Here is a 19,507-nt window from a genome sequence, read left to right as displayed (position 1 = left end):
CGTAAGGCCGTGCGGGCACGAGGTCACTTCCCCACGGAGCAGGCTGCGTTAAAGTGTCTGTATCTGGTCACGAGGTCGCTCGATCCGACGGGCAAGGGACAGGCTCGGTGGACCATGCGGTGGAAACCCGCATTGAACGCGTTCGCGAACACGTTCGGTGACCGCTGGCCGGCCGCCGAGAAGTACTAACCACCAACGCCGAAAACACCGAACCTGTTACAGGCCCCACTAGTGTCCTGCACCGGAAATCATCGTCATATATTTGGATAGGGAGTTGAGAATCTCCTCGGCTGTCTTGGTCCGGACGAAGGGTTTCGGGTCGTGGTTCCAAGTGGTGATCCATTCGCGGACGTCTTTTTCGAGTGCGGTAACGCTTTTGTGGACGCCGCGGCGGATGAGCTGGTTGGTGAGGTAGCCGAACCAGCGTTCGACCTGGTTGATCCAGAAGGAGCCGGTCGGGGTGAAGTGCACGTGGAAGCGTGGGTGTTTAGCCAACCAGGTATTGATCGCCGGGGTCTTGTGGATGGTGAGGTTGTCGCAGACCAGGTGGCGTGACCCCGGTTGATCGATCCACCTTGTTTGAGGGGCTTGCGGCCCATGCTGTGGGCAGGAAGGCTCGAATTCACGATGGCTACGAGGAAGAAGCACACGCCGGAGCAGGTCGTGCGCAAGCTGGCGACCGCGGATCGGTTGCTCAATGAGGGCAAGGACGTCGCTGACGTGTGCCGTGAGCTGCAGGTCTCGGAGCAGACTTACTACCGGTGGCGTAACCAGTTCGGCGGGATGAAGGCCGACGATGCCAAGCGGCTGAAGGACCTGGAGCGGGAGAATGCCACGCTCAAGCGGCTGCTGGCCGACGCCGAGCTGCAGAAGGCGGTGCTGAAGGAGATCGCGGAGGGAAACTTCTAAGCCCGGAGCGCCGGCGGGCGGCCGTGGGCCAAGACCCATCCGCGGCGCGGATTCCGTCCTGCGTACCACGACGCCCGCGCCGAGGGGTGGAACGTCAACCACAAGAAGATCCAGCGCCTGTGGCGCGCTGAAGGCCTACGCGTGCCCGGGCGCCGACACCGGAAACGCCTCGGTGCCACCACGGCGCCGAACCTGTCGGTCGCCGACGCCCCGAACCGGGTGTGGGCGGTCGATTTCTGGTTCGACGCCACCACCGACGGCCGCCCCGTCAAGATCGTGTCCATTGTGGACGAACACACGAGGGAGTGCCTCGGAGGGCTGGTCGAGCGCAACATCACCAGCGACGACCTGACCGACGAGCTCGACCGCCTGGCCGCTGACCGTGGCTATCCGGCCGTGCTGCGCTGCGACAACGGACCCGAACTGGCCTGTGCTGCGATGGCCGACTGGGCCGGCGAACAAGTGGGCCTGCACTTCATCCCACCCGGCCAGCCCTGGCGCAACGGCTACGTCGAGTCGTTCAACAGCCGCGTCCGCGACGAATGCCTGAACATCAACATGTTCTGGCCCCCTCGCCCAGGCCCGCGTCGTGATCAGCGACCGGAAAAAGGACTACAACCACCGCCGACGCCACTCAGCGCTCGGCTACCAGCCCCCAGCCGTCTATACTGCGGCCTGCACCCACCGATGAAGATCGACTCTCAGACTAGGTGGACCAGTTCACAGGGTCCGGCCACAAGTGCACATCCAGCTCGTTGGGCACGGCTTTGTCGATGGCGACGAGGAACTTGCGGAACTCACTGGCGCGGTGGCGACGGTGTAGTTCGGAGATGACGGCGCCATCGGCGATGTTGAACGCCGCGAACAGGCTCGAAGTGCCGTGGCGAGGAGCCGACCTACGGCACCCAAAGGAGGCTCCAGCGTGCGTACTGAAATATTCATCGGCGGCAAGTGGACCAGCGGAAGCGGCGAAACCTTCGCCACCCGCGATGCCGCGACCGGCGAGGTGATCGCCGAGCTGCCCGAGGCGACCGTGCCCGAAGTGGACAGTGCAGTCGACGCCGCCACGGCAGTAAAGAAGGCGCGGACCCCGCATGCGCCGTCGCGGTATGAGCAGAGGCGAAAGGGCCGTTCGTGGATCCCCGGATCCGGGCGTTGCCGGCGGTGATCGGAAATGCCCTCGGCAGTGACCGCGGAAAGCTCCAGACGAGTCCCGCGACATCAACCCATGGTTTCGAGGACCGTGCCGTCGTGGAACCTGCTGCGATGGAACATCAGGGGGACGGTGTAGGTCCCGGATCACGCGCGGCCGGTCTGGCGATGGCCTACAAACTGATCGAGGCCGCACAATCGAATGGCGAGCGGTCAACGCACCCCACCTCGTCGCACTCGTGCGCGTCGGCGCCACCTTCACCAAAGGCAAACCCGCCGAATCCCACACCCCGACGACCGACACCCAGGACGCCGCCTGAACTCAGCACGGAACTCATAGCGTCTCGGGCGGTACGACAGACGCGCTTCATGCTGTGCTCAGCTCGAGACCGGGCTTTCGGGCGCCACGGGTTAAGCGCACCTCGTCCAGATCACACACCAATACCGAGGTCCTGCGACCGCAAGCGGCACAGCAATCCGAAGAACACCGACACACAGTTGTCGCGGCGGCACCCGAGGATAGATGCATGACCGAACACGCAAACCCCCCAACCATCTCTACTGCCCGAGACTCGCTCGACCTGTGGCTGACAATGTGGAACACCGACGGCGACATCGCACGACAGATCTGCGCTGAAGACTTCCGAATCCATTTCGCTGTAACGGAGCCCGACGGGTCGACCCCCGCGGACGACATCCGCACTGCGGAGGACTTTGCACAGTATCTCCACTGGTGGCACGAGCAGAACCCCGACGTCGTTTTCACGAGCGTCGCCGACGCAATCGACGGCGACCATGGCCGGCTGCTCTGGGACATCCAGGCGGGCGACGTCCACGCCGGTGGCGTCGACGTCTTCGACTTCGCGGAAGACGGCCGTGTCTGCCGGGTCTGGTCCGTCGGCGGACAACGGAGCATGCGGAGCTGACCCGCGACTTCATCTTGACCGCGTCTGACAAAATGAGGCTATGAAGCGAGCCGAGCGGCAGTACGCGCTCGTCGACATACTCCGGGGAGCGCGACGACCGTGGTCCGCCGCTCGGCTCGCGGGCGAGCTTGGGGTGTCCTCTCGCACCATTGAACGCGACATCGGATCGCTGCAACTCGCTGGTGTTCCCATCTACGCGGACCACGGAGCAACGGGCGGCTACTCGATCCTCCGCGAGTACTCGCTGCCACCGCTAAACCTGTCCGCCGCCGAGTCGCTAGCGATACTTGCCGGACTCGCCCTGCTTGAGTCATCGCCATACCAGGGGGCTGCCCGTCGCGCACGCGCCAAGATCACCGCCGTCATGAACGAAGAACATCGCGGTCCCGTACAGCAAATTCTCCGAACAATGCACGTCATTGACGCCGTCGCGCAAACGGATGGTGCCGTGTCGCTCGGGATGCTTTCGGACGTGATCGCTGCTCGGCGTGTGCTGCGGATCACCTACTTGGGCGAGAACAAGGACGGCAGCCCGGAACGTACCACCAACACCGTCCGCGACGTCGAGACGATGGGTCTTCTTCGCGCGGACGACGCCTGGTTGCTTATAGGTTGGTGTCGGCTTCGTAGTGCAATCCGCGGCTTCCGCATAGAGCGAATCACCCACCTCGAGATACTCGACGAAGTGCCACCAGCCCGAGACCCGGCGCTCCTCGAGACAGACCTTGCCCGGTGGTCGACACGACGACTCGCCTAGTACTGCAGCCGGACTTCGTGACCGGTCTGGTGAGGGGCGTTGCTGATGGGCACGGCCGCCAGTTGATCATGACGGGTTGTGTGGACCAATCCTGGTCGGCTGGCGGCCGCGGGTGCCAGCATAAGCCCTGCCCGGTGGCAGGCGATGTTCGATGAGATGACCGGCCGGATCGCGGACCGTTTCGCGCGGGTCGAGCCGCGCCGACATGCGGGGAAGTTGTTGCTGGGCTTGGTGTCGGAGCTGCCGAGGAAGAATTGTTGGACCATCGCCGAGCATGCCGGCGACGCGAGCCCGGATGGTCTGCAGCATCTGCTGGCCCGTGCGGTCTGGGATGCCGACGCTGTCCGTGACGACCTGCGCGGCTATGTGGTGGACCACCTGGGCAACGACCAGGCGGTGCTGATCATGGACGAGACCGGCGATCTGAAGAAGGGCACCCAGACGGTGGGGGTGCAACGGCACTACACCGGCACTGCGGGTCGGATCAAGAACGCGCAGGTCGGCGTCTATTTGACGTATGCCACCAGCGCGGGTCATGCGTTTGTGGACCGAGCCCTGTACTTGCCGAAGTCCTGGACCGATGCCCCGGATCGCTGTGCCGCCGCCGGGATCGGCGAGAACGTCGCATTCGCGACGAAACCCACCCTGGCCACCGAGATGATCACCCGCGCCCTGGACGCCGGGACCGAGGTGCCGTGGATGACCGGAGACGAACATCCCAACTCTGCAACAGCGCCATCAGCTGGACGACGAGGTCATTCACCCGTGAAGCTCGGTGCCCGCTTCTCCATGAACGCTTTCGATCCTTCGCGGGCGTCTTTTGAGCGTAGGACTTCCTTGATTGCATCGTCTTCTTTGGCGAACGCCTCAAGGATCGGGCGGCCTGAACTTTCGAGCATGACCTGCTTGGCCTTGCGCATGGCGAGTGGGCCATTCTCGGCCATCCGCGTCGCAAGTGCATGTGCTCTGGTCAGGACGTCGTCGTCGGGGACGACTTGGTTGATCAGGTCGAATGATAGCGCCTGGTCGGCGTTGATCTTGTCTCCCACCAGCAGGATCTCGGCAGCCCTGGCTTGGGCGATTTGTCGTGATACGCGCGCGATTCCGCCAGCGGCGGGTATAAGGCCACGGCGCACTTCCAGCAGCCCGAACTGGCATGACTCCCCTCCGATTCGCAGGTCGCAGGCAAGCATGAGTTCCATCCCGCCTCCCACCACGGCTCCTCGCATCGCGGCGATCACTGGGATCGTGATGCCGATGTCTCGTAGCAGTGCGCGGTTCAGCAGCAGCGGATCGGCGAGTAGTGCTTCGTCCCACTCGTCCTCTGCCGAGCGCGCGCGCGTCTGCAGCGGGGTGAGTCGGCTGAGGTCGGCACCTGCGCTGAAGGCTCGCGTCCCGGCGCCGCTGAGCACCGCCACCCGAACCGATTGGTCTTCCTGGATCTCGTGCCAGGCCCGGTCCAAGCGCACCAGCATTTCCGGGGTCAGCGCGTTCATCTTGTCGGGGCGGTTGAGGGTCACCTCGGCTATGCCCTCGTTAATCGAGAACAGCACGGGTGTCTGCGCCGTATCGGTCTTCTCCGTCATGAGGCCTGCTCGCTTTCGAACACCACGGTCAGGTAGGCGAAATCGTCGGTGCGAGTCTCGGGAACGACGCGGACCCGCTGTCCTAATCGCACGGCCGTGGGTTCGTCGATCTTGGCGGCGCCGACGACTCGTGGTCCTTGGTCGAGCTCGACGACCACGGTGAGGAACGGTAGCTCGTCCTTCCAGGCCGGTTCTGCTGAGTGTTGCGAGAGCGTGTAGGAGTAGACGGTGCCGGTACCGCTGACTCGTTCGTAGCTGTAGTCGCCGGAGAAGCAGCGGGGACAGTACATCCGCGGCGGGTGGCTGTAGTGGCCGCAGTTTCTGCACTTCTGTATACACAAGTGCCCGCTCGAGACGATGGCCTGAAACAGCTCCAGGTTCAGGTCGTCGGGTTCCGGGATGACCTTGTTCGCGTTCATGCTTCCCCTCTCGCGAGAATGGCGATCGAGCCGTCGCCGAGGTCGCCGTATCCGGTGACCAGCCCCAGCTCGCAGCTGGGCACTTGGGAATCGCCGGCCGTGTGGCGCAACTGACGAGTGGCCTCGACGACGTGGTTGAGGCCCCAGCAGTGCCCTTGCGACATCAACCCGCCGTGCGTGTTCACCGGGTAACGGCCGCCGAGTTCGATCGTGCCGCCTTTGACGAAGTCGGCGGCGCCGCCGGGGGCGGCAAGGCCAAGAGCTTCAATCTGGAGTAACACGACATAGGTGAAGCAGTCGTAGATCTGCAGAAAATCCATGTCGGCGGCGTTAACACCGGCCATCTCGAATGCTCGTGGCGCGGCGGCATGCAGGCCCAGATGCAGCACGTTTGGTCGATTGGTCAGCTCGTCGACCGGATTTGAGTGCCCTTCGGCGCCGCCGAGGTAGACCACCGGACGGTGCGGCAGGTCACGGGCTCGCTCGACGGAGGTGACCACGACCGCAGATGCGCAGTCGGTCTCGACGCAGCAGTCCAACTTGCGTAGCGGGCCGGTGATCATCGTCGAGTCGAGGTAGTCTTCCATGGTCAGCGGCCTGTTGCGCATCAGCGCGCGCTTGTTCAGTTGAGCGTGCTTACGGCAGGCGACCGCGACCGCACCGGCCGTCTCGGGTGGGATGTCGTAGAGGTCGACGTAACGCTGCAGGTAGAGGGAATACCACCACGGCGCTGAGCGCAGCCCATAGGGCGCGTAGAAGTTGCGGACGGTTTCGAAAAACGCGGCCGAGAATCGCCGTTTGGTCGGTCGCGCGCCAGGCTTGGGCCGGATCGCCGAATACCCGTTCCACCAGATGGGTACGAGCCGTGCCGCGCCTCGCAGGCCCGGTCGATCTGTTCGTGCGGGTACTATCGAGCAGCGCGGACTCCGCGGCGTACTCGGCGTTCGCCGCGATGAACGCACGCAGTTCGGTCGAGTTCGACGCGAGTATCCCTTTGGTCGTTTGCTGTCCCGAGTCCGTATTCGAAATTTCCGCAACAATTTCACTGAAGGACGGTATCGAGATATCGTTTTTTTGGTGCCGGAGCATTCCGCCTCGTTGGCATGGTCGACAGTTTCCCGGACGCTCTGAATCAGAAAGAACTTGTTTTCGACGCAACTCCGTGCGTTGACGGACGGAAACCGTCTGCGTACTGGGAGATATATTCGTCCTACAATCCCTTCCATCTCCGAGGTAATCGATTTACGACGTAGTTTTCCACCCGTTCCATGATCTGAAACTTTTCCTGTGGATACGCTCTCTTCTTTATAGTCAGGTTTGCATGCGGAGCGATCGAAGCGGGTGGCTCCTGAACTATTTCCCTTTTCCTCTTTCACCGGAAAGTGATTTTCCCGTGCCACGTGCGATGAGACGAAGAATAGCGGCCGCGTCCAGCCTCGCGGTGCTGCTTGCCTCCGGGCTGACGGCCTGCGCGGCGCCGCGGCAAACCGAGAGCGGCACAACTGTGCATGGCGGACGGGTGGTCGGCGGTAAGGTCGTCGATGGGGTGCTCGAGTACGGGCACGAGCAGGAGCCGAGCTGCCTGATCGGGGGCTGGGTTCAGCAGGTCTATCTGATGCGGCAGTTCCTCGACTCGCTGGTCACGGTAACCGCGGATGGTGCGGTGAAACCGTGGCTGGCCACGTCCTGGAGCCAGTCGCCGGACGGTCGCAGCTGGACGTTCCATCTCAAGCCCGGTGTCCGGTTTACCGATGGAACGAAGCTCGATGCCGCCGCGGTGGCGTACAACTTCGATTCCCTTCTCACCGGAGCGGGCGCGAACAGCACCGCCCAGGCGTATCTGCAGGAGTACTACGCGGGATCCAGGGCGATCGACGCGACGACGTTCCGGCTGGACCTGCGCAAGCCGTACCAGCCGCTGCTTCCGGTGCTGGCCCAGGGCTATTTCGGCATCCAGTCCCCGGCCGCGATGCGTCGCGGCGCATCGGCGAACTGTGTGCACCCGGTCGGGAGCGGGGCATGGATCGTGCGGCAGTGGAATCGCGGTCAGAATGTGGTGTTCACCAGGAACGACGACTACAACTCCGCACCGTCCACGGCGAGCCACCAGGGGCCGGCGTATCAGCGTTCCATGGTGTGGAAGTTCCTCAAGGACCCGACGTTGCGCTACGGCTCGCTGGAGACCGGCGCCTCCGATGTGATCTACGACGTGCCGACGGTCGACTGGGCCGCGGCGAAGCGGAGCTACGCGGTGCAGCGTTACATCACCCCAGGACGCGCGGTCTCGCTGACGCTGAACGCCACCCGAGCGCCGTTCTCCGATGAGCGGCTGCGGCGGGCCTTCGCGTACTCGCTCGACCGAAAAGCCGGTGTGGACAGTGCCTTTCACGGCGCGTACCCGTACAACGGCGACGGCGCGTTGAGCAAGAGCACACCAGGATACGATCCGAGATTCGCCGGAACTTACAGCTACCAGCCCCGCCTGGCGGCACGCTTGCTTGATCAGGCTGGTTGGACGGCGCGGGACGGCGAGGGCTACCGGGTCCGCGACGGCAGCAGGCTCACCGCGCAGGTGGTTTATCCGGCAGGGTCGATCGTGACCCCGGAAACCGTGACGCTGCTTCAGGATCTGCAATCCCAGGCGAAGGAGATCGGCTGGGATGTGCAACTCGTCCCGGCCACGCAGAGCGCCTACTTCGCTGGGGAGTATTCGACCAGGACTTCCTACGACGCCATGACCGGCTACTGGACGAGCCCGACTGCTGGGGTCATGTACATTACCTGGCGCCAGGATCTGGCGAATAGGCCGAACAGCGCCAATATCGCGTTCTACAACAGTCGCCGGCTCGAAGGCATGATCGCTGTCGGGAACGCGGCGGCCGATCCGGCGCAGCGGCAGGTGGCATACAGCTCGGCGCAGCGCTACATCAGCGATCATGCCCTGGCGATCGGGCTTTACGCGCAGACGACCTCGCTGGCTTCCGCGCCTGACACCAAGGGTGTGTGGATCGAGCAATCCCAGGGTGAACCCGTGCTCTCCGACGCTTACTTCACCGGAGGGCAGTGATGACGACAGTGGCGGAGCACTCCTTGCGAGCGAGGGGAACCCGCACCCGGCGGATACTCGGCAGGGCCGTCTCGGCCGTGATCGTGCTGTGGGCCTGTGCGACGTTGATCTTCTTCGTGCAGATCCTCATGCCCGGTGATCGGGCCACCCTGCTGCTCAATCAGGTCTCCGGCGAGGTACGCACCCGCACCGCGGCCGAACTCGCGCCCATCAACAGGCAGTACGGATTCGACCAGCCGATCCTGGTGCAGTACCTGCGCTATCTCGGCCAGCTGCTGCACGGAGATCTCGGCACTTCCTACCAGCTCGCCAGGCCCACCACGGAGATCATCCTCGGCCAGCTCTGGCCGACGGTCTCGCTGATGCTGGCCGCGCTGCTGATCGCTTGGGTACTCGCGCTCGCGGTCACGCTGGCCACCGCGGGCCGGGGCCGGTTCCGCTCGGCGACCGGTTCCGGGATCGAGACGATCGCCGCCGCGCTGCCGCAATACTGGCTCGGGATCCTGTTACTGCTCGTGTTCTCCCTTGCGCTCAAGTGGTTTCCCGCAGAGGGGGACCTCGGACCGCGCGGGTTGGTGCTTCCCGCGCTGACACTCGCCATCCCGATAGCCGGGTTCCTCGCGCAACTGATGCGCGACGAATTCACTCGCGCACTCAGCCAACCGTTCGTGGTGACCGCGCGCACGAGGGGTTTGCGCGAACGGCAGGTACGAGCCGGGCACGTGCTGCGGCATTCCGTGCTGCCCGCGGTGAGTCTTTCCGGCTGGGCGGTCGGTGCGCTGCTTTCCGGGGCGGTGATCGTGGAGACAGTATATGCGCGGCCGGGGATCGGGCAGGTGCTCGTCCAGGCCGCGATCACCCGCGACATCCCGCTGGTCAGCGGCATCGTGCTGGTCATAGCGGCGACGTACATCATCGCCAATCTGCTCGTCGACCTCGCTTATGTCCGCATCGACCCGAGGATCACCACGTCATGACCGCCGCCGCGAACACCTTGCCAGCCCGGACCATACGCATACCGGCGCCGACCGTTCTCGCCGCGGTGGTGGTCGTGCTCTTCGTCATCGCCGCGATCTTTCCCTCGCTGCTTGCCCCGTACGACGCGTTCCACGTCGACCTCGGCGAGACGTTACGGCCGCCTTCGTTCGCCCATCCCTTTGGCACCGACCAATCCGGTCGCGACGTGCTGAGCAGGGTGGTGTCCGGCGCGGGTGCCTCGTTGCTGATCGGGCTCGGCGCCACCGCCGTGGCCGCCGCACTCGCTGTCGTGCTCGGGGTCGCCGCCGGGCTTGGCGGGCGGTTGCTCGGCGGCGGCGTGAACCGGTTGATCGAGACGCTGTTCGCGTTCCCGGTATTGGTGCTGGCACTCCTGCTGATCACGGTGTTCGGCCCTGGCGTCAGCACGCTGGTGATCGCTGTCGGGGTGGCGAACGCGCCCGGGTACGCGCGCATCGTGCGCGGACAGGTGCTTTCGGTGCGACGCTCGGAATATGTAGAGGCCGCGCATGCGACCGGACACAGTCCGGCCAGGGTGCTGCTGCGACACATCCTACCGAACGCGCTGCGCCCGTTGGTGGTCGCCGGCAGCCTCGGTATCGGGCAGGCGATCGTCTGGGCCTCGGGGTTGGCGTTCCTCGGTCTTGGCGTCGCCCCGCCGTCCGCGGAATGGGGCGCGCTGCTCAACGATGGCCGTACCTACGTCACCGTCGCATGGTGGGTCGAGGTGCTGCCCGGCGCGGTGATCGTCCTGGTCGCGCTCGCCCTCACCGCCCTCGGGCGGGCCATGCAGCGCCGTTTCGGAAAGGAGTCCGGATGAGCACGTCCACCGAGGCTGAGACCGAGCGTCCGGCACACGATGGGCAGTCGGCCGTACTGCGGGTCGAGGACCTGTGTGTCGGTTTCGACCTGCCCCGCGAAGGACATCGTGAGGTGGTGCACGGCGCGTCCTTCTCGCTGGAACGCGGTCGCTGCCTCGCAATCGTCGGAGAGTCCGGTTCCGGCAAGAGCGTGCTTGCCCGCACGCTCGTCGGGCTGACCGGCGCGCACGCCACCGTCGCCGCACGGCGGTTCGAACTGCTCGGCAAGGATCTGCGCGGGCTGGACGAGGCCGAGTGGCGCCGGATCCGCGGCGAGGAAGTCGGGTTCGTGCTGCAGGATGCCCTGGTCAGTCTCGACCCGCTGCGCACGGCGGGCCGCGAGATCGATGAGGTGCTCCGGACACACCGTTACGGTCGTGGCCCGGTGCGACGGGCGCGCGCGCTGGACGTGTTGGCTCGCGTCGGGGTGCCCGATCCGGAGCTACTGGTACGCCAGCTCCCCCACCAACTCTCCGGCGGGCTGCGCCAGCGCGCCCTGATCGCCTCGGCCATCGCCCTGGATCCGGCGCTGATCATCGCGGACGAACCGACGACGGCGCTTGATGTCACCGTCCAGGCGACGATCCTGGACCTGCTCGGCGAACTCCAGTCGGCGGGCAGTTCGGTGCTGTTGGTCAGCCACGACCTCGCCGTGGTCGACCGGATCGCCGACGAGGTCGCCGTGGTCAAGGGCGGGCATATCGTCGAATTCGGTGCCACAGAAAAGATTCTGCGCGCCCCGGAGCACGACTATACCCGGCGCCTGCTGGACGCGATCCCATCCGCGAACTCACGCGGACGGCGTCTCTCACCGGGTGCGGCATCGGTGGCCGTGCGCACGCCCTCAGCTACGGAAACCGTGCCGTTGCTCGAAGCCCGCGATCTGGTGAAATCCTTCCACGATCCCGAAGTCGGCCGTCGTACGGTGGTGCGGGACGTGTCGTTCACCATCGCCAGAGGTGAAACCCTCGGCCTCGTGGGCGAATCCGGTTCCGGGAAGACGACATCGGCGCGGATCGCGCTTGCCTTGGAGCGGCCGGACAGCGGGGAAGTCCTGCTCGAGGGCGAACCGTGGTCGGCGGCAACGGCTCGCGAGCGACGCGCGAGGCGCTCGGCGATCTCCGTCGTGTACCAGGATCCGCTCAGCTCCTTCGACCCCAGATGGGACGGTTTGCGTATCGTGGCCGACGCCGTCCCGATGCGGGTGTTCCGCACGCGGGCAGGGCGCAGGCGCCGAGCGAGTGAGCTCCTCGACCGAGTCGGCTTGCCCGCCGACACCCACACCAATCCGCCGTTGCGGCTCTCCGGAGGACAGCGGCAACGGATCGCGATCGCCAGGGCGCTCGCTTCGGACCCGAAGACCATCGTGCTCGACGAACCGGTCTCCGCGCTGGATGTCTCCATCCAGGCGCAGGTGCTCGACTTGCTCGCCGATCTGCAGCAGGACTTCGGCGTGAGCTACCTGTTCATCTCGCACGATCTCGGCGTGGTGCACCACGTCAGCGACCGCGTGGCGGTCATGCAAGGCGGGCACATCGTCGAACAAGGCGAGGCCGACGAGATTTTCTTGCGCCCGGAGCATCCCTACACCCGGCAACTCATCGGCGCCCTGCCGCGCCTGGAACAGGAGGTCCTGCGATGACCGAAACGCCATTGCGGTTCTCGGCGTTCGTCATGAACACCACCTCGCACATCGTGCACGGGCTGTGGCGCCACCCCGAGGCCCGCCAGCACGAGTTCAATGACCTCGAACACTGGGTCTCGCTCGCGAAGACCCTGGAACGAGGCGGCTTCGATTTCATCTTCTTCGCCGATGTCATCGGGCTCTACGGCGACTACCGCGGCGATTTCCGCAAGTATGCCGAGACCGGGCTGCAGATCCCGAGCAACGATCCGACCGTCATCGCCTCGGCCATCGCCTACGCCACCGAACGCATCGGTATCGCGCTGACCAGTTCGATACTCCAGCAGCACCCGTTCAATTGGGCACGTCAACTGTCCACACTGGACCACGCGTCGAACGGCCGGATCGCGTGGAACATCGTGACCAGCGCCCTGGCCAACGCGCACCGCAATTTCGGCCTCGACGACCTCACCCCGCACGAGCAGCGGTATCGATGGGCAGACGAGTACCTCGAGGTGACTTATAAGCTTTGGGAGGGATCCTGGGAGGACGACGCGCTCGTCGGGGACAAGACCGGAGTGCACGCATTGTATGAGAAGATCCACAAGATCGACCACATCGGTGAACGCTACCGGGTCGAGGGTCCGCATTTGGTTTCCCCTTCACCGCAACGGACTCCGGTACTGTTCCAGGCCGGTTCCTCGCCGACGGGAAGGGCGTTCGCCGCGCGCAACGCTGAGGCACAGTTCATCATGACTCCGCGCACGGACATCGCCGAACGGCTGATCGCCGACACCCGCGAACTCGTCGCGGGCAGTGGACGCGGCCCTCGCGACCTGAAGTTCTTTCAGGGCCTTTCGTTCGTCATCGGTAGTACCGAGCAGGAGGCGCGCCGCAAGAACGCGGAACTGGAAGAGTACGTGGACGCCGACGGAATGGTCGCACATCTGTCCGGGGGCCTCGGCGGAATCGACCTCGGGCGCTACGAACTCGACACCCCGCTCAAGGATGTGCATGGCGAGGGGACCCAGTCCACACTGCAGTGGGTGCGTGACTCGGTCCGTGGCCGCGAGGCCACGGTGCGCGATCTCGGCCTGCTGCAGAGCCGCAACACCCGCGTCGTCGGCACGCCCGAACGGATCGCCGATCGGCTCACCGCGTGGCGTGCCGCCGGGATCGACGGGGTGAATGTCATCAACGCCACCCTGCCTGGCAGTTACGCCGAGTTCATCGAGCACGTCATGCCCGTGCTCGTGCAGCGCGGACTCGCCCGTCCCGTCACGGAAACCGGCACCGCGCGGCGTAAACTCAGCGGCGGTGACCGGCTTCCGGACACCCACCCCGCGCGCGCCTACCGCCGCGCCCTCGGCGAACCGGCCGCCGTCTGATGCGCGGGCCGCTGATCTACAACGCCTTCGTGCACCTGACACCGAATCATCACAGCCACGGTTACTGGCGTACCCCGGAGGGCAGGGTGCAGCTCGGGTACAAAGACCTGCACCCCTGGGTCGAGGAGGCACGGCTGCTCGAACAGGCACGGTTCGACACGCTGTTCCTCGCGGACGTGGTCGGCACCTACGACCTGGACTACGGCGATGGCACCGCGACCATCCGCAACGGTTCGCAGTTCCCGGGCAATGATCCTTCGGCGATCGTTTCCGCGCTCGGGCTGGTGACCGAGCATCTCGGGCTCGTGGTCACCAGCAACATCATCCAGGATCATCCGTTCTCGTTCGCACGCAAGATGTCCACATTGGACCATTTCACGCAAGGACGAGTCGGCTGGAATATCGTCACCTCGTATCTGTCCAACGGATTCCGCAACTTCGGCTACAAGGACATCGTCGGCCACGACGAACGTTACGAATGGGCGGCAGAATATACTGAGGTCGCGTTCAAGCTGTGGGAGTCTTCCTGGGAGGACGGTGCGGTACTGCACGACGCGGAAAGCGGAGCGTTCTTCGACCCGGCCCGTATCCACCGGATCGACCACACCGGTGCGCGCTACCGGGTCGAGGGTCCGCACATCGTGGAACCGTCCCCACAGCGGACCCCCGTACTGTTCCAAGCAGGCAACTCGGCAGCGGGGATCGCCTTCGCGGCACGCAACGCCGAAGTGAGCTTCCTGCCCTCGCGAACACCGGAGGCCGCCCGCCGCGATATCGCGAAACTGGACGCCGAAGTCGTCGCCGCAGGGCGTGCGAGTGGATCGGTGAAGACCCTCGTGCAACTGTCCACCGTGATCGGTTCCACCGAACAAGAGGCCAGACGCAAGCAGCAGTACCTACAGGACAACATCAGTATCGAGGGCCTACAGGGATTCTATGCCGGGAACACCGGTATCGACCTGCCCTCGATCGACCCGGAAACGCCGCTTTCCGACCTCGTCTCCAGGACCAGATTCACCGACCACGTGCGGTCGAACCTGCGTGCCGCCGCCGAACAATACCCGGATCCCTCCGCAGTGACCTGGCGAGGCTTTCTCACCGACAAGGCACTGCTACCCGGCCGGTTCGCCGGCACCCCCGAGCAGATCGCCGACGAGATCGAACGCTGGGCGACGGCCGGGGTCGACGGCTTCAACGTCGTTCCGGTGACCTCACTGGGCTGGTACCAGGAGTTCATCGAGTACGTGGTTCCCGTGTTGCGCAAGCGCAAGCTGATGCGAGAGGAATACGAACCGGGAACGCTGCGGGAGAAGCTATTCGGCGCCGGACCCCGACTGCCGCACACTCATCGCGCCAGAAACCAGCCGCTGAACGCAGACTGACTGCCACGTCCGGTGACTCAGTCCGCAGAGAGCCTGCAGTGTCTCCGAGCACGACAGGCACCGAAGCCCACGCCCTGGAGACATACCTGCGCTACCACCATGAGCAGGGGCTGTCGTTTGCCCCCGCACGGTCGATGAGCTGTTCGTCGAAGAATTTCGGGACACGTGAGCACCGAGTACCGCGTTGTCGCTCTCGAAAAGCATATGGACACCGCCGAGCTGATCGCCGCGTGGCAAAATCTGAAGCCGCGATACCGGGACGTGGCGCTGACCCAAGGAGGATGTTCGTGTGCCTGCACCCCACCCGTCAGCTTGGCGGCTGCCCGTCAACGGTCTCGCGGGAGTCGCGCCGCAGCACGTCCACTCGTACATACCGCCTGGATGACAACACGACGATCGCGCAGTAGCAAGCCGAGCATCGGGCGCGGCGTCCAAGATCGCCAAATTGGTAGGTAGCGGGCGGTTGCGCCGCTGCGCTCAAGACCGGCTCTCCGGTGCGGTCCACGCAGCTCTCATCCGCTACGAGTGACAGGACAACGGTAGTGAAGCGGACGAGTTGGGGTGACCGTTTAGCAGGATTGCCAGCGTGGCGAGCGTTTCTCCGCAAAGGCCCGCGCGCCTTCAGTCGCGTCGGAGGATCGTCGAACCGGATCAGCAAATTCCTCTTGGCGTTGGAATCGTTCGGTGGATGACCAGTCAGCGGACGCGAGAATCACCGCTTTCGACGCACGCACCGCGAGTGGTGCATTGGCTGCGATTACCGCGGCCAGCTCCAGCGCAGTCGAGGCTGCGGTACCGTCCGGGACGACCTCGTTGACGAGCCCGAGCTGCGCGGCGCGGGTCGCCGCCATGGGTTGACCGGTCAATGCGGCGGCCATCGCGATGTTGCGGGGGATTCGTTCCGGCAGTCGAAGCAGCCCGCCGCCGGCGGCGGTGAGCCCTCGGGTGACTTCGGGTAGCCCGAACGTGGCTCCAGTTCCGGCAACGATCATGTCGGCGGCCAGAGCGATCTCGAATCCGCCGCCGAGCGCGGCGCCTTCGACGGCTGCGATCAATGGCTTCTCCGGTGGCCTGCCGGTGATGCCGAGTCCACCACGGTGCTCGTCGACCGGGCGTTCCCCGGTTTCGGCAAACGCCTTGAGGTCCATTCCGGCGCTGAATACTCCACCGGAACCAGTGAGCACCGCGACGCGCATCTCGTCGTTCTCGTCGAGCTCGTCCAGCGCGCGGCTGAGGGACCGCGCGGTGGCCAGATCGATCGCGTTGCGCCGTCGAGGACGGTCGAGGATCAGCAGCATGATCCCGTTGTTACGATATTCGACCTGAAGTGCCTGCTCAGTCATCTGACATCCTCCGACCCGGTCTCGGGCGAGTACACCCTGTTCATCCGGTCAGCCGTTCGATGATCAGGGCGTTGGCCATGCCACCCGCCTCGCACATGGTCTGCAACCCGTATTTGCCGCCGTTGTCCTCCAGCCCGCCCAGCATGGTGGTGAGCAGCCGGACGCCGGACGCACCGAGCGGATGGCCGAGCGCGATGGCGCCACCGCGTGGGTTCAGCCGGTCTGCCGCGCTTGGGAACTGCGCTTGCCAGGCGAGCGGCACCGAGGCGAATGCCTCGTTGACCTCGTAGTGAGCGATGTCAGCCAGCCGGATGCCGCTGCGGCTAAGCACTTTGTCGGTCGCCGGGATCGGCGCCGTCAACATCGTCAGTGGATCACCACCCACGACGGAGAAACCGACGAACCTGGCTCGTGGCCGCAGCCTCAGCCGCGCCGCTGTACGGCTGCTCATGATGAGTGCCGCCGCTGCGCCGGCCTCGACCTCGACGACGCGGCACAGCTGCCAGACATGGACGCAACCACCATGCTGCGCCGCCAGGAAACGTCGGCGAACGCGATCCTCGCCTTCCACCGGCTTCCGATACCGGTGATCGCCGCGGTCAACGGTGCCGCGACCGGCGCCGGGTTCTCCCTGGCACTGTCCGCGGACATCCGTCTGGCCACACCACACACCCGGTTCAACGCCGCGTTTGTCCGCATTGGACTGTCCGGCGGCGACTGCGGAAGCTCCTGGCTGCTGCCACGCATCGTCGGCACGGGACCAGCAGCCGACATCCTGTTGACCGGACGTTTCGTCGGTGCCGAAGAAGCGCAGCGAATCGGATTGGTCAGCCGCACCTCCCCAGCAGGCGACCTGCTCACGGAAGCACTGACGACAGCGGCTCAGATCAGCTCCAACAGCCCTTCCGGCATCCGCCTGACGAAATCCGCACTGCACGCGAACACCCAAACAACGTCACTCGAGGCCGCCGTCGAACTGGAGAACCGCAACCAGGTACTCGCCACTCGAACACCGCACATGGCGGAAGCCCTTGCCGCATTCCGGGAAAAGCGGACACCTCAGTTCGACCCACCAGCCCTACAGTGAACATCGTTCGACATGCCCCGCGCATGCGGAGCATCGTGAGCAACCAGTAGTTCTCTGGCTGGCCCCGCAGCGCTACCGGCCCACAGCCCTGCAACGATCATCGACCGGCTCGCCTTCACCGGCAACATCTTCGAACCCGGTACCCATTCCAACTACCTCGCCCAGGTCGCAGCACTCCATGGTCTTCCGAGTCCGCGGAAACAGACCCCGAGCAATAAGTGGAAATATTCGAAGGCGTTGCGGCGAGTTACGAAGGAGAAGATCGCGGAAATCCAATTCGTGTGGGACAGGGGATTGAGTGGCGAGCAGGTTGCGAAGTTGGTCGGTGTCTCGCCATTTACCGCGCGCCGGTACCGGCCCGGCCCCGAGCCGCGACCGACGCAGACCGAGCTCGAACCGCAACCGCAGTCACGGGATGAGGCCGATCCTGATGAACAAGACGAGGCGGAACCCGAATTCCGGGTGTTGAATCGGCAGCAAGTTCAAGCGGTGCGATCAGGGCGAAAAGTAGGAGTTCCCGTAGAGGTAATGGCCTCTGTGCTGAGTTACCCCCGTGGAGCAGATTAATCGGCTTTGCCCGGGATCTGGGCAACCGAGCAGGCAGCTCTCGGAAAGGGATCAGTCGGCAATCAATCGAATGTGGACCGTGCGGGTCCGCCAGATCCCGTCATGACTCGATATCGAATCTGCCCAGAGCGGCCGGTCGGCTTCGAACACCGGCTCGTCGGGCCAGTGGTTTTCCGGGCCCACCGCTGTTCGCTCGAACGAACCAGTCCCGAGGGGCGACATATACGGAGGAACCACCGAACCCACACTCCCCCATCACGGTGTGGCTGGGATAGCGCGGCTATCAGGTGTAGGCCCTGCGACGTGGCGGAGCAGTCCTGTTCCTGCGATGCGGGGCAGGTCGAGCACTGAGCGCAGACCGGGCGCGGCCGCGCGCACCGCCGGAATGGCGTTGACCAACAGTGTGGCTCCGGCGACGCGCGCGCCGAGATCGTGGTCGCGTTCCTCGACGAGTTCGAGATCGCAGCGAACATCAGGTGAACCGCTGATCTCGACGCGGTAACCGCCTTTCCCGGAGACCCCCGGATATCCGGAATCGCGGGGTTCGGTCGCAATCGTGGGCTGCGGCCATTCGGGCGCGAGATCATCGTGCATCCTGGTGACATGATCGAGGACGAGTTTGGGTTCGCCGTCGATCACCCCGGTGAGGGTGGAACGCATGGCGCCCACGGTTCCGCTGGGGATCGGGCCGTTCGGGGTGTCGAAACCGTGCTCGACCGTCACGTAATCGATGTGTTCGGACAGGTCCTGGATCTGTTCTCCGAGCCCGTCGGCCAGCTGATGCAGTACCGGCCCCCAAGCGTAGGACAGCACACCGGGGGTGGTGAAAACCGCTTGAAATTCGGGTGGTCGTCCGAATCCGAGAATCTCGAACAGGGCTTCGGGCTGCGGATAAGTTCCGTAGTTGAAGATCTCCGAGACCCGGATCGATTCGATATCGCGCGACATACCGGACAGGGTGAGTGGGAGCGCATCGTTGGCGAACCCAGGATCGATTCCACTGGTATAGCACGAGCTCGCGCCTTCCGCGCAAGCCGCGCGCAAGGGATCGACCAGTTCAGCAGCATTTGCCTGCGGAAAAACCAGGGTGATCACCGAACAGGACACGACGTCCCTGCCGGTGCGCAGAATCCGCGCCATATCGTCCACTGCCTCGGCCGGACGCAGGTTTCCGGTCGCGGCATAGTAGACGACGTCCACATCCGCATCGAGTAGTTCATCCGGATCGTCGGTGGCCGCCACACCGACCGGGTCGATACCGCAGAGCTCACCGGCATCGCGCCCCTTCTTGTGTTCACTGTGGACAACCAGCTTCGTCAGGCGCAGCTTCGGGTGATCGATCACGCCGCGCAGCGCAATGAGCCCCATCGGGCCCGGGCCGAAGACTCCCACGTTGATCATCAATCGCTCCTTGCGCTCATAACGGGCATACCCAAACCAGCTT

17 protein-coding genes and 5 pseudogenes are annotated in these 19,507 nt (G+C 64.8%); 14 read left to right on the top strand and 8 right to left on the bottom strand.

All coding sequences use genetic code 11. The features are described from left to right. A pseudogene (locus tag A37U_RS49885) lies at positions 1–189 on the top strand (IS256 family transposase); the annotation flags it as partial. 39 nt (positions 190–228) lie between these two features. Here the strand turns inward: A37U_RS49885 and A37U_RS44545 are convergent. Then, positions 229–648 (bottom strand): transposase, encoded by a 420-nt coding sequence (locus A37U_RS44545; RefSeq protein WP_276141981.1) that lies wholly within the window; start codon positions 646–648, stop codon positions 229–231. Here A37U_RS44545 and A37U_RS49880 point away from each other — a divergent pair. After that, positions 628–1,600 (top strand): annotated as a pseudogene (locus tag A37U_RS49880) (IS3 family transposase). The gene A37U_RS44545 and the pseudogene A37U_RS49880 sit on opposite strands and share 21 nt — an antisense overlap. A gap of 45 nt (positions 1,601–1,645) precedes the next feature. Here the strand turns inward: A37U_RS49880 and A37U_RS54930 are convergent. After that, a pseudogene (locus A37U_RS54930) lies at positions 1,646–1,795 on the bottom strand (IS630 family transposase); the annotation flags it as partial. 36 nt (positions 1,796–1,831) lie between these two features. Here A37U_RS54930 and A37U_RS53770 point away from each other — a divergent pair. The 5 genes and pseudogenes from A37U_RS53770 to A37U_RS49870 all read left to right on the top strand — a co-directional run. After that, positions 1,832–2,077 (top strand): hypothetical protein, encoded by a 246-nt coding sequence (locus A37U_RS53770; protein WP_020498715.1) that lies wholly within the window; start codon positions 1,832–1,834, stop codon positions 2,075–2,077. 122 nt (positions 2,078–2,199) lie between these two features. Then, positions 2,200–2,381: pseudogene (locus tag A37U_RS49875) on the top strand (IS256 family transposase); the annotation flags it as partial. 207 nt (positions 2,382–2,588) lie between these two features. Continuing rightward, positions 2,589–2,987: a nuclear transport factor 2 family protein gene (locus A37U_RS0121335; RefSeq protein WP_020498714.1), complete on the top strand. Its 399-nt coding sequence runs from the start codon at positions 2,589–2,591 to the stop codon at positions 2,985–2,987. 40 nt (positions 2,988–3,027) lie between these two features. Further along, entirely contained in the window at positions 3,028–3,744 is a 717-nt protein-coding gene (locus A37U_RS0121330) for a helix-turn-helix transcriptional regulator (RefSeq protein ID WP_020498713.1), read from the top strand. A 144-nt stretch (positions 3,745–3,888) separates the two neighbouring features. Next, positions 3,889–4,458, top strand: a pseudogene (locus A37U_RS49870) (IS701 family transposase); the annotation flags it as partial. 41 nt (positions 4,459–4,499) lie between these two features. Here the strand turns inward: A37U_RS49870 and A37U_RS0121320 are convergent. From A37U_RS0121320 to A37U_RS49865, 3 genes are read right to left on the bottom strand one after another with little or no spacing between them, the layout of a single operon-like run. After that, positions 4,500–5,330 carry an enoyl-CoA hydratase/isomerase family protein gene (locus A37U_RS0121320; RefSeq protein WP_020498711.1) on the bottom strand — a complete coding sequence of 277 codons (831 nt, stop codon included), beginning with the start codon at positions 5,328–5,330 and terminating at the stop codon, positions 4,500–4,502. Continuing rightward, positions 5,327–5,749 (bottom strand): Zn-ribbon domain-containing OB-fold protein, encoded by a 423-nt coding sequence (locus A37U_RS48440; RefSeq protein ID WP_020498710.1) that lies wholly within the window; start codon positions 5,747–5,749, stop codon positions 5,327–5,329. The genes A37U_RS0121320 and A37U_RS48440 overlap by 4 nt, the downstream gene beginning before the upstream one ends. Then, on the bottom strand, positions 5,746–6,711 hold the full coding sequence (locus A37U_RS49865; protein ID WP_205622981.1) for a thiolase family protein: 966 nt from the start codon (positions 6,709–6,711) through the stop codon (positions 5,746–5,748). Before A37U_RS49865 ends, A37U_RS48440 begins: the two co-directional genes overlap by 4 nt. Positions 6,712–7,154: 443 nt before the next feature. On the opposite strand from A37U_RS49865, the gene A37U_RS0121305 reads away from it, so the two are divergent. From A37U_RS0121305 to A37U_RS0121280, 6 genes are read left to right on the top strand one after another with little or no spacing between them, the layout of a single operon-like run. After that, positions 7,155–8,816 (top strand): ABC transporter substrate-binding protein, encoded by a 1,662-nt coding sequence (locus A37U_RS0121305; protein WP_040588328.1) that lies wholly within the window; start codon positions 7,155–7,157, stop codon positions 8,814–8,816. Beyond that, on the top strand, positions 8,816–9,793 hold the full coding sequence (locus tag A37U_RS0121300; protein ID WP_020498707.1) for an ABC transporter permease: 978 nt from the start codon (positions 8,816–8,818) through the stop codon (positions 9,791–9,793). Before A37U_RS0121305 ends, A37U_RS0121300 begins: the two co-directional genes overlap by 1 nt. Continuing rightward, positions 9,790–10,632: an ABC transporter permease gene (locus A37U_RS52995; protein ID WP_020498706.1), complete on the top strand. Its 843-nt coding sequence runs from the start codon at positions 9,790–9,792 to the stop codon at positions 10,630–10,632. Before A37U_RS0121300 ends, A37U_RS52995 begins: the two co-directional genes overlap by 4 nt. Next, positions 10,629–12,314 carry a dipeptide ABC transporter ATP-binding protein gene (locus A37U_RS0121290; protein WP_020498705.1) on the top strand — a complete coding sequence of 562 codons (1,686 nt, stop codon included), beginning with the start codon at positions 10,629–10,631 and terminating at the stop codon, positions 12,312–12,314. Before A37U_RS52995 ends, A37U_RS0121290 begins: the two co-directional genes overlap by 4 nt. After that, positions 12,311–13,684, top strand: a complete 1,374-nt coding sequence (locus tag A37U_RS0121285) for an LLM class flavin-dependent oxidoreductase (RefSeq protein ID WP_020498704.1) — start codon at positions 12,311–12,313, stop codon at positions 13,682–13,684. The genes A37U_RS0121290 and A37U_RS0121285 overlap by 4 nt, the downstream gene beginning before the upstream one ends. After that, positions 13,684–15,066: an NtaA/DmoA family FMN-dependent monooxygenase gene (locus A37U_RS0121280; protein ID WP_020498703.1), complete on the top strand. Its 1,383-nt coding sequence runs from the start codon at positions 13,684–13,686 to the stop codon at positions 15,064–15,066. Before A37U_RS0121285 ends, A37U_RS0121280 begins: the two co-directional genes overlap by 1 nt. A 569-nt stretch (positions 15,067–15,635) precedes the next feature. Here A37U_RS0121280 and A37U_RS0121275 read toward each other — a convergent pair. Next, a complete protein-coding gene (locus tag A37U_RS0121275; protein ID WP_020498702.1) occupies positions 15,636–16,409 on the bottom strand; it encodes a crotonase/enoyl-CoA hydratase family protein in 774 nt (257 codons plus the stop codon). 40 nt (positions 16,410–16,449) lie between these two features. Beyond that, entirely contained in the window at positions 16,450–16,860 is a 411-nt protein-coding gene (locus tag A37U_RS51715) for an acetyl-CoA acetyltransferase (RefSeq protein ID WP_420806252.1), read from the bottom strand. Positions 16,861–16,917: 57 nt separating this feature from the next. Here A37U_RS51715 and A37U_RS49860 point away from each other — a divergent pair, with 57 nt between their 5' ends. After that, positions 16,918–17,496 (top strand): enoyl-CoA hydratase/isomerase family protein, encoded by a 579-nt coding sequence (locus A37U_RS49860; RefSeq protein WP_020498700.1) that lies wholly within the window; start codon positions 16,918–16,920, stop codon positions 17,494–17,496. Between the two features lie 822 nt (positions 17,497–18,318). Here A37U_RS49860 and A37U_RS0121260 read toward each other — a convergent pair. Beyond that, positions 18,319–19,464, bottom strand: a complete 1,146-nt coding sequence (locus A37U_RS0121260; protein ID WP_020498699.1) for an NAD(P)H-dependent amine dehydrogenase family protein — start codon at positions 19,462–19,464, stop codon at positions 18,319–18,321. Positions 19,465–19,507 lie beyond the last annotated feature (43 nt).

Source organism: Sciscionella marina DSM 45152 (assembly GCF_000379465.1).
GTDB lineage: Bacteria > Actinomycetota > Actinomycetes > Mycobacteriales > Pseudonocardiaceae > Sciscionella > Sciscionella marina.
Note: the sequence above shows the minus strand (reverse complement) of the source record. Positions and strands in the feature narration are given on the sequence as shown.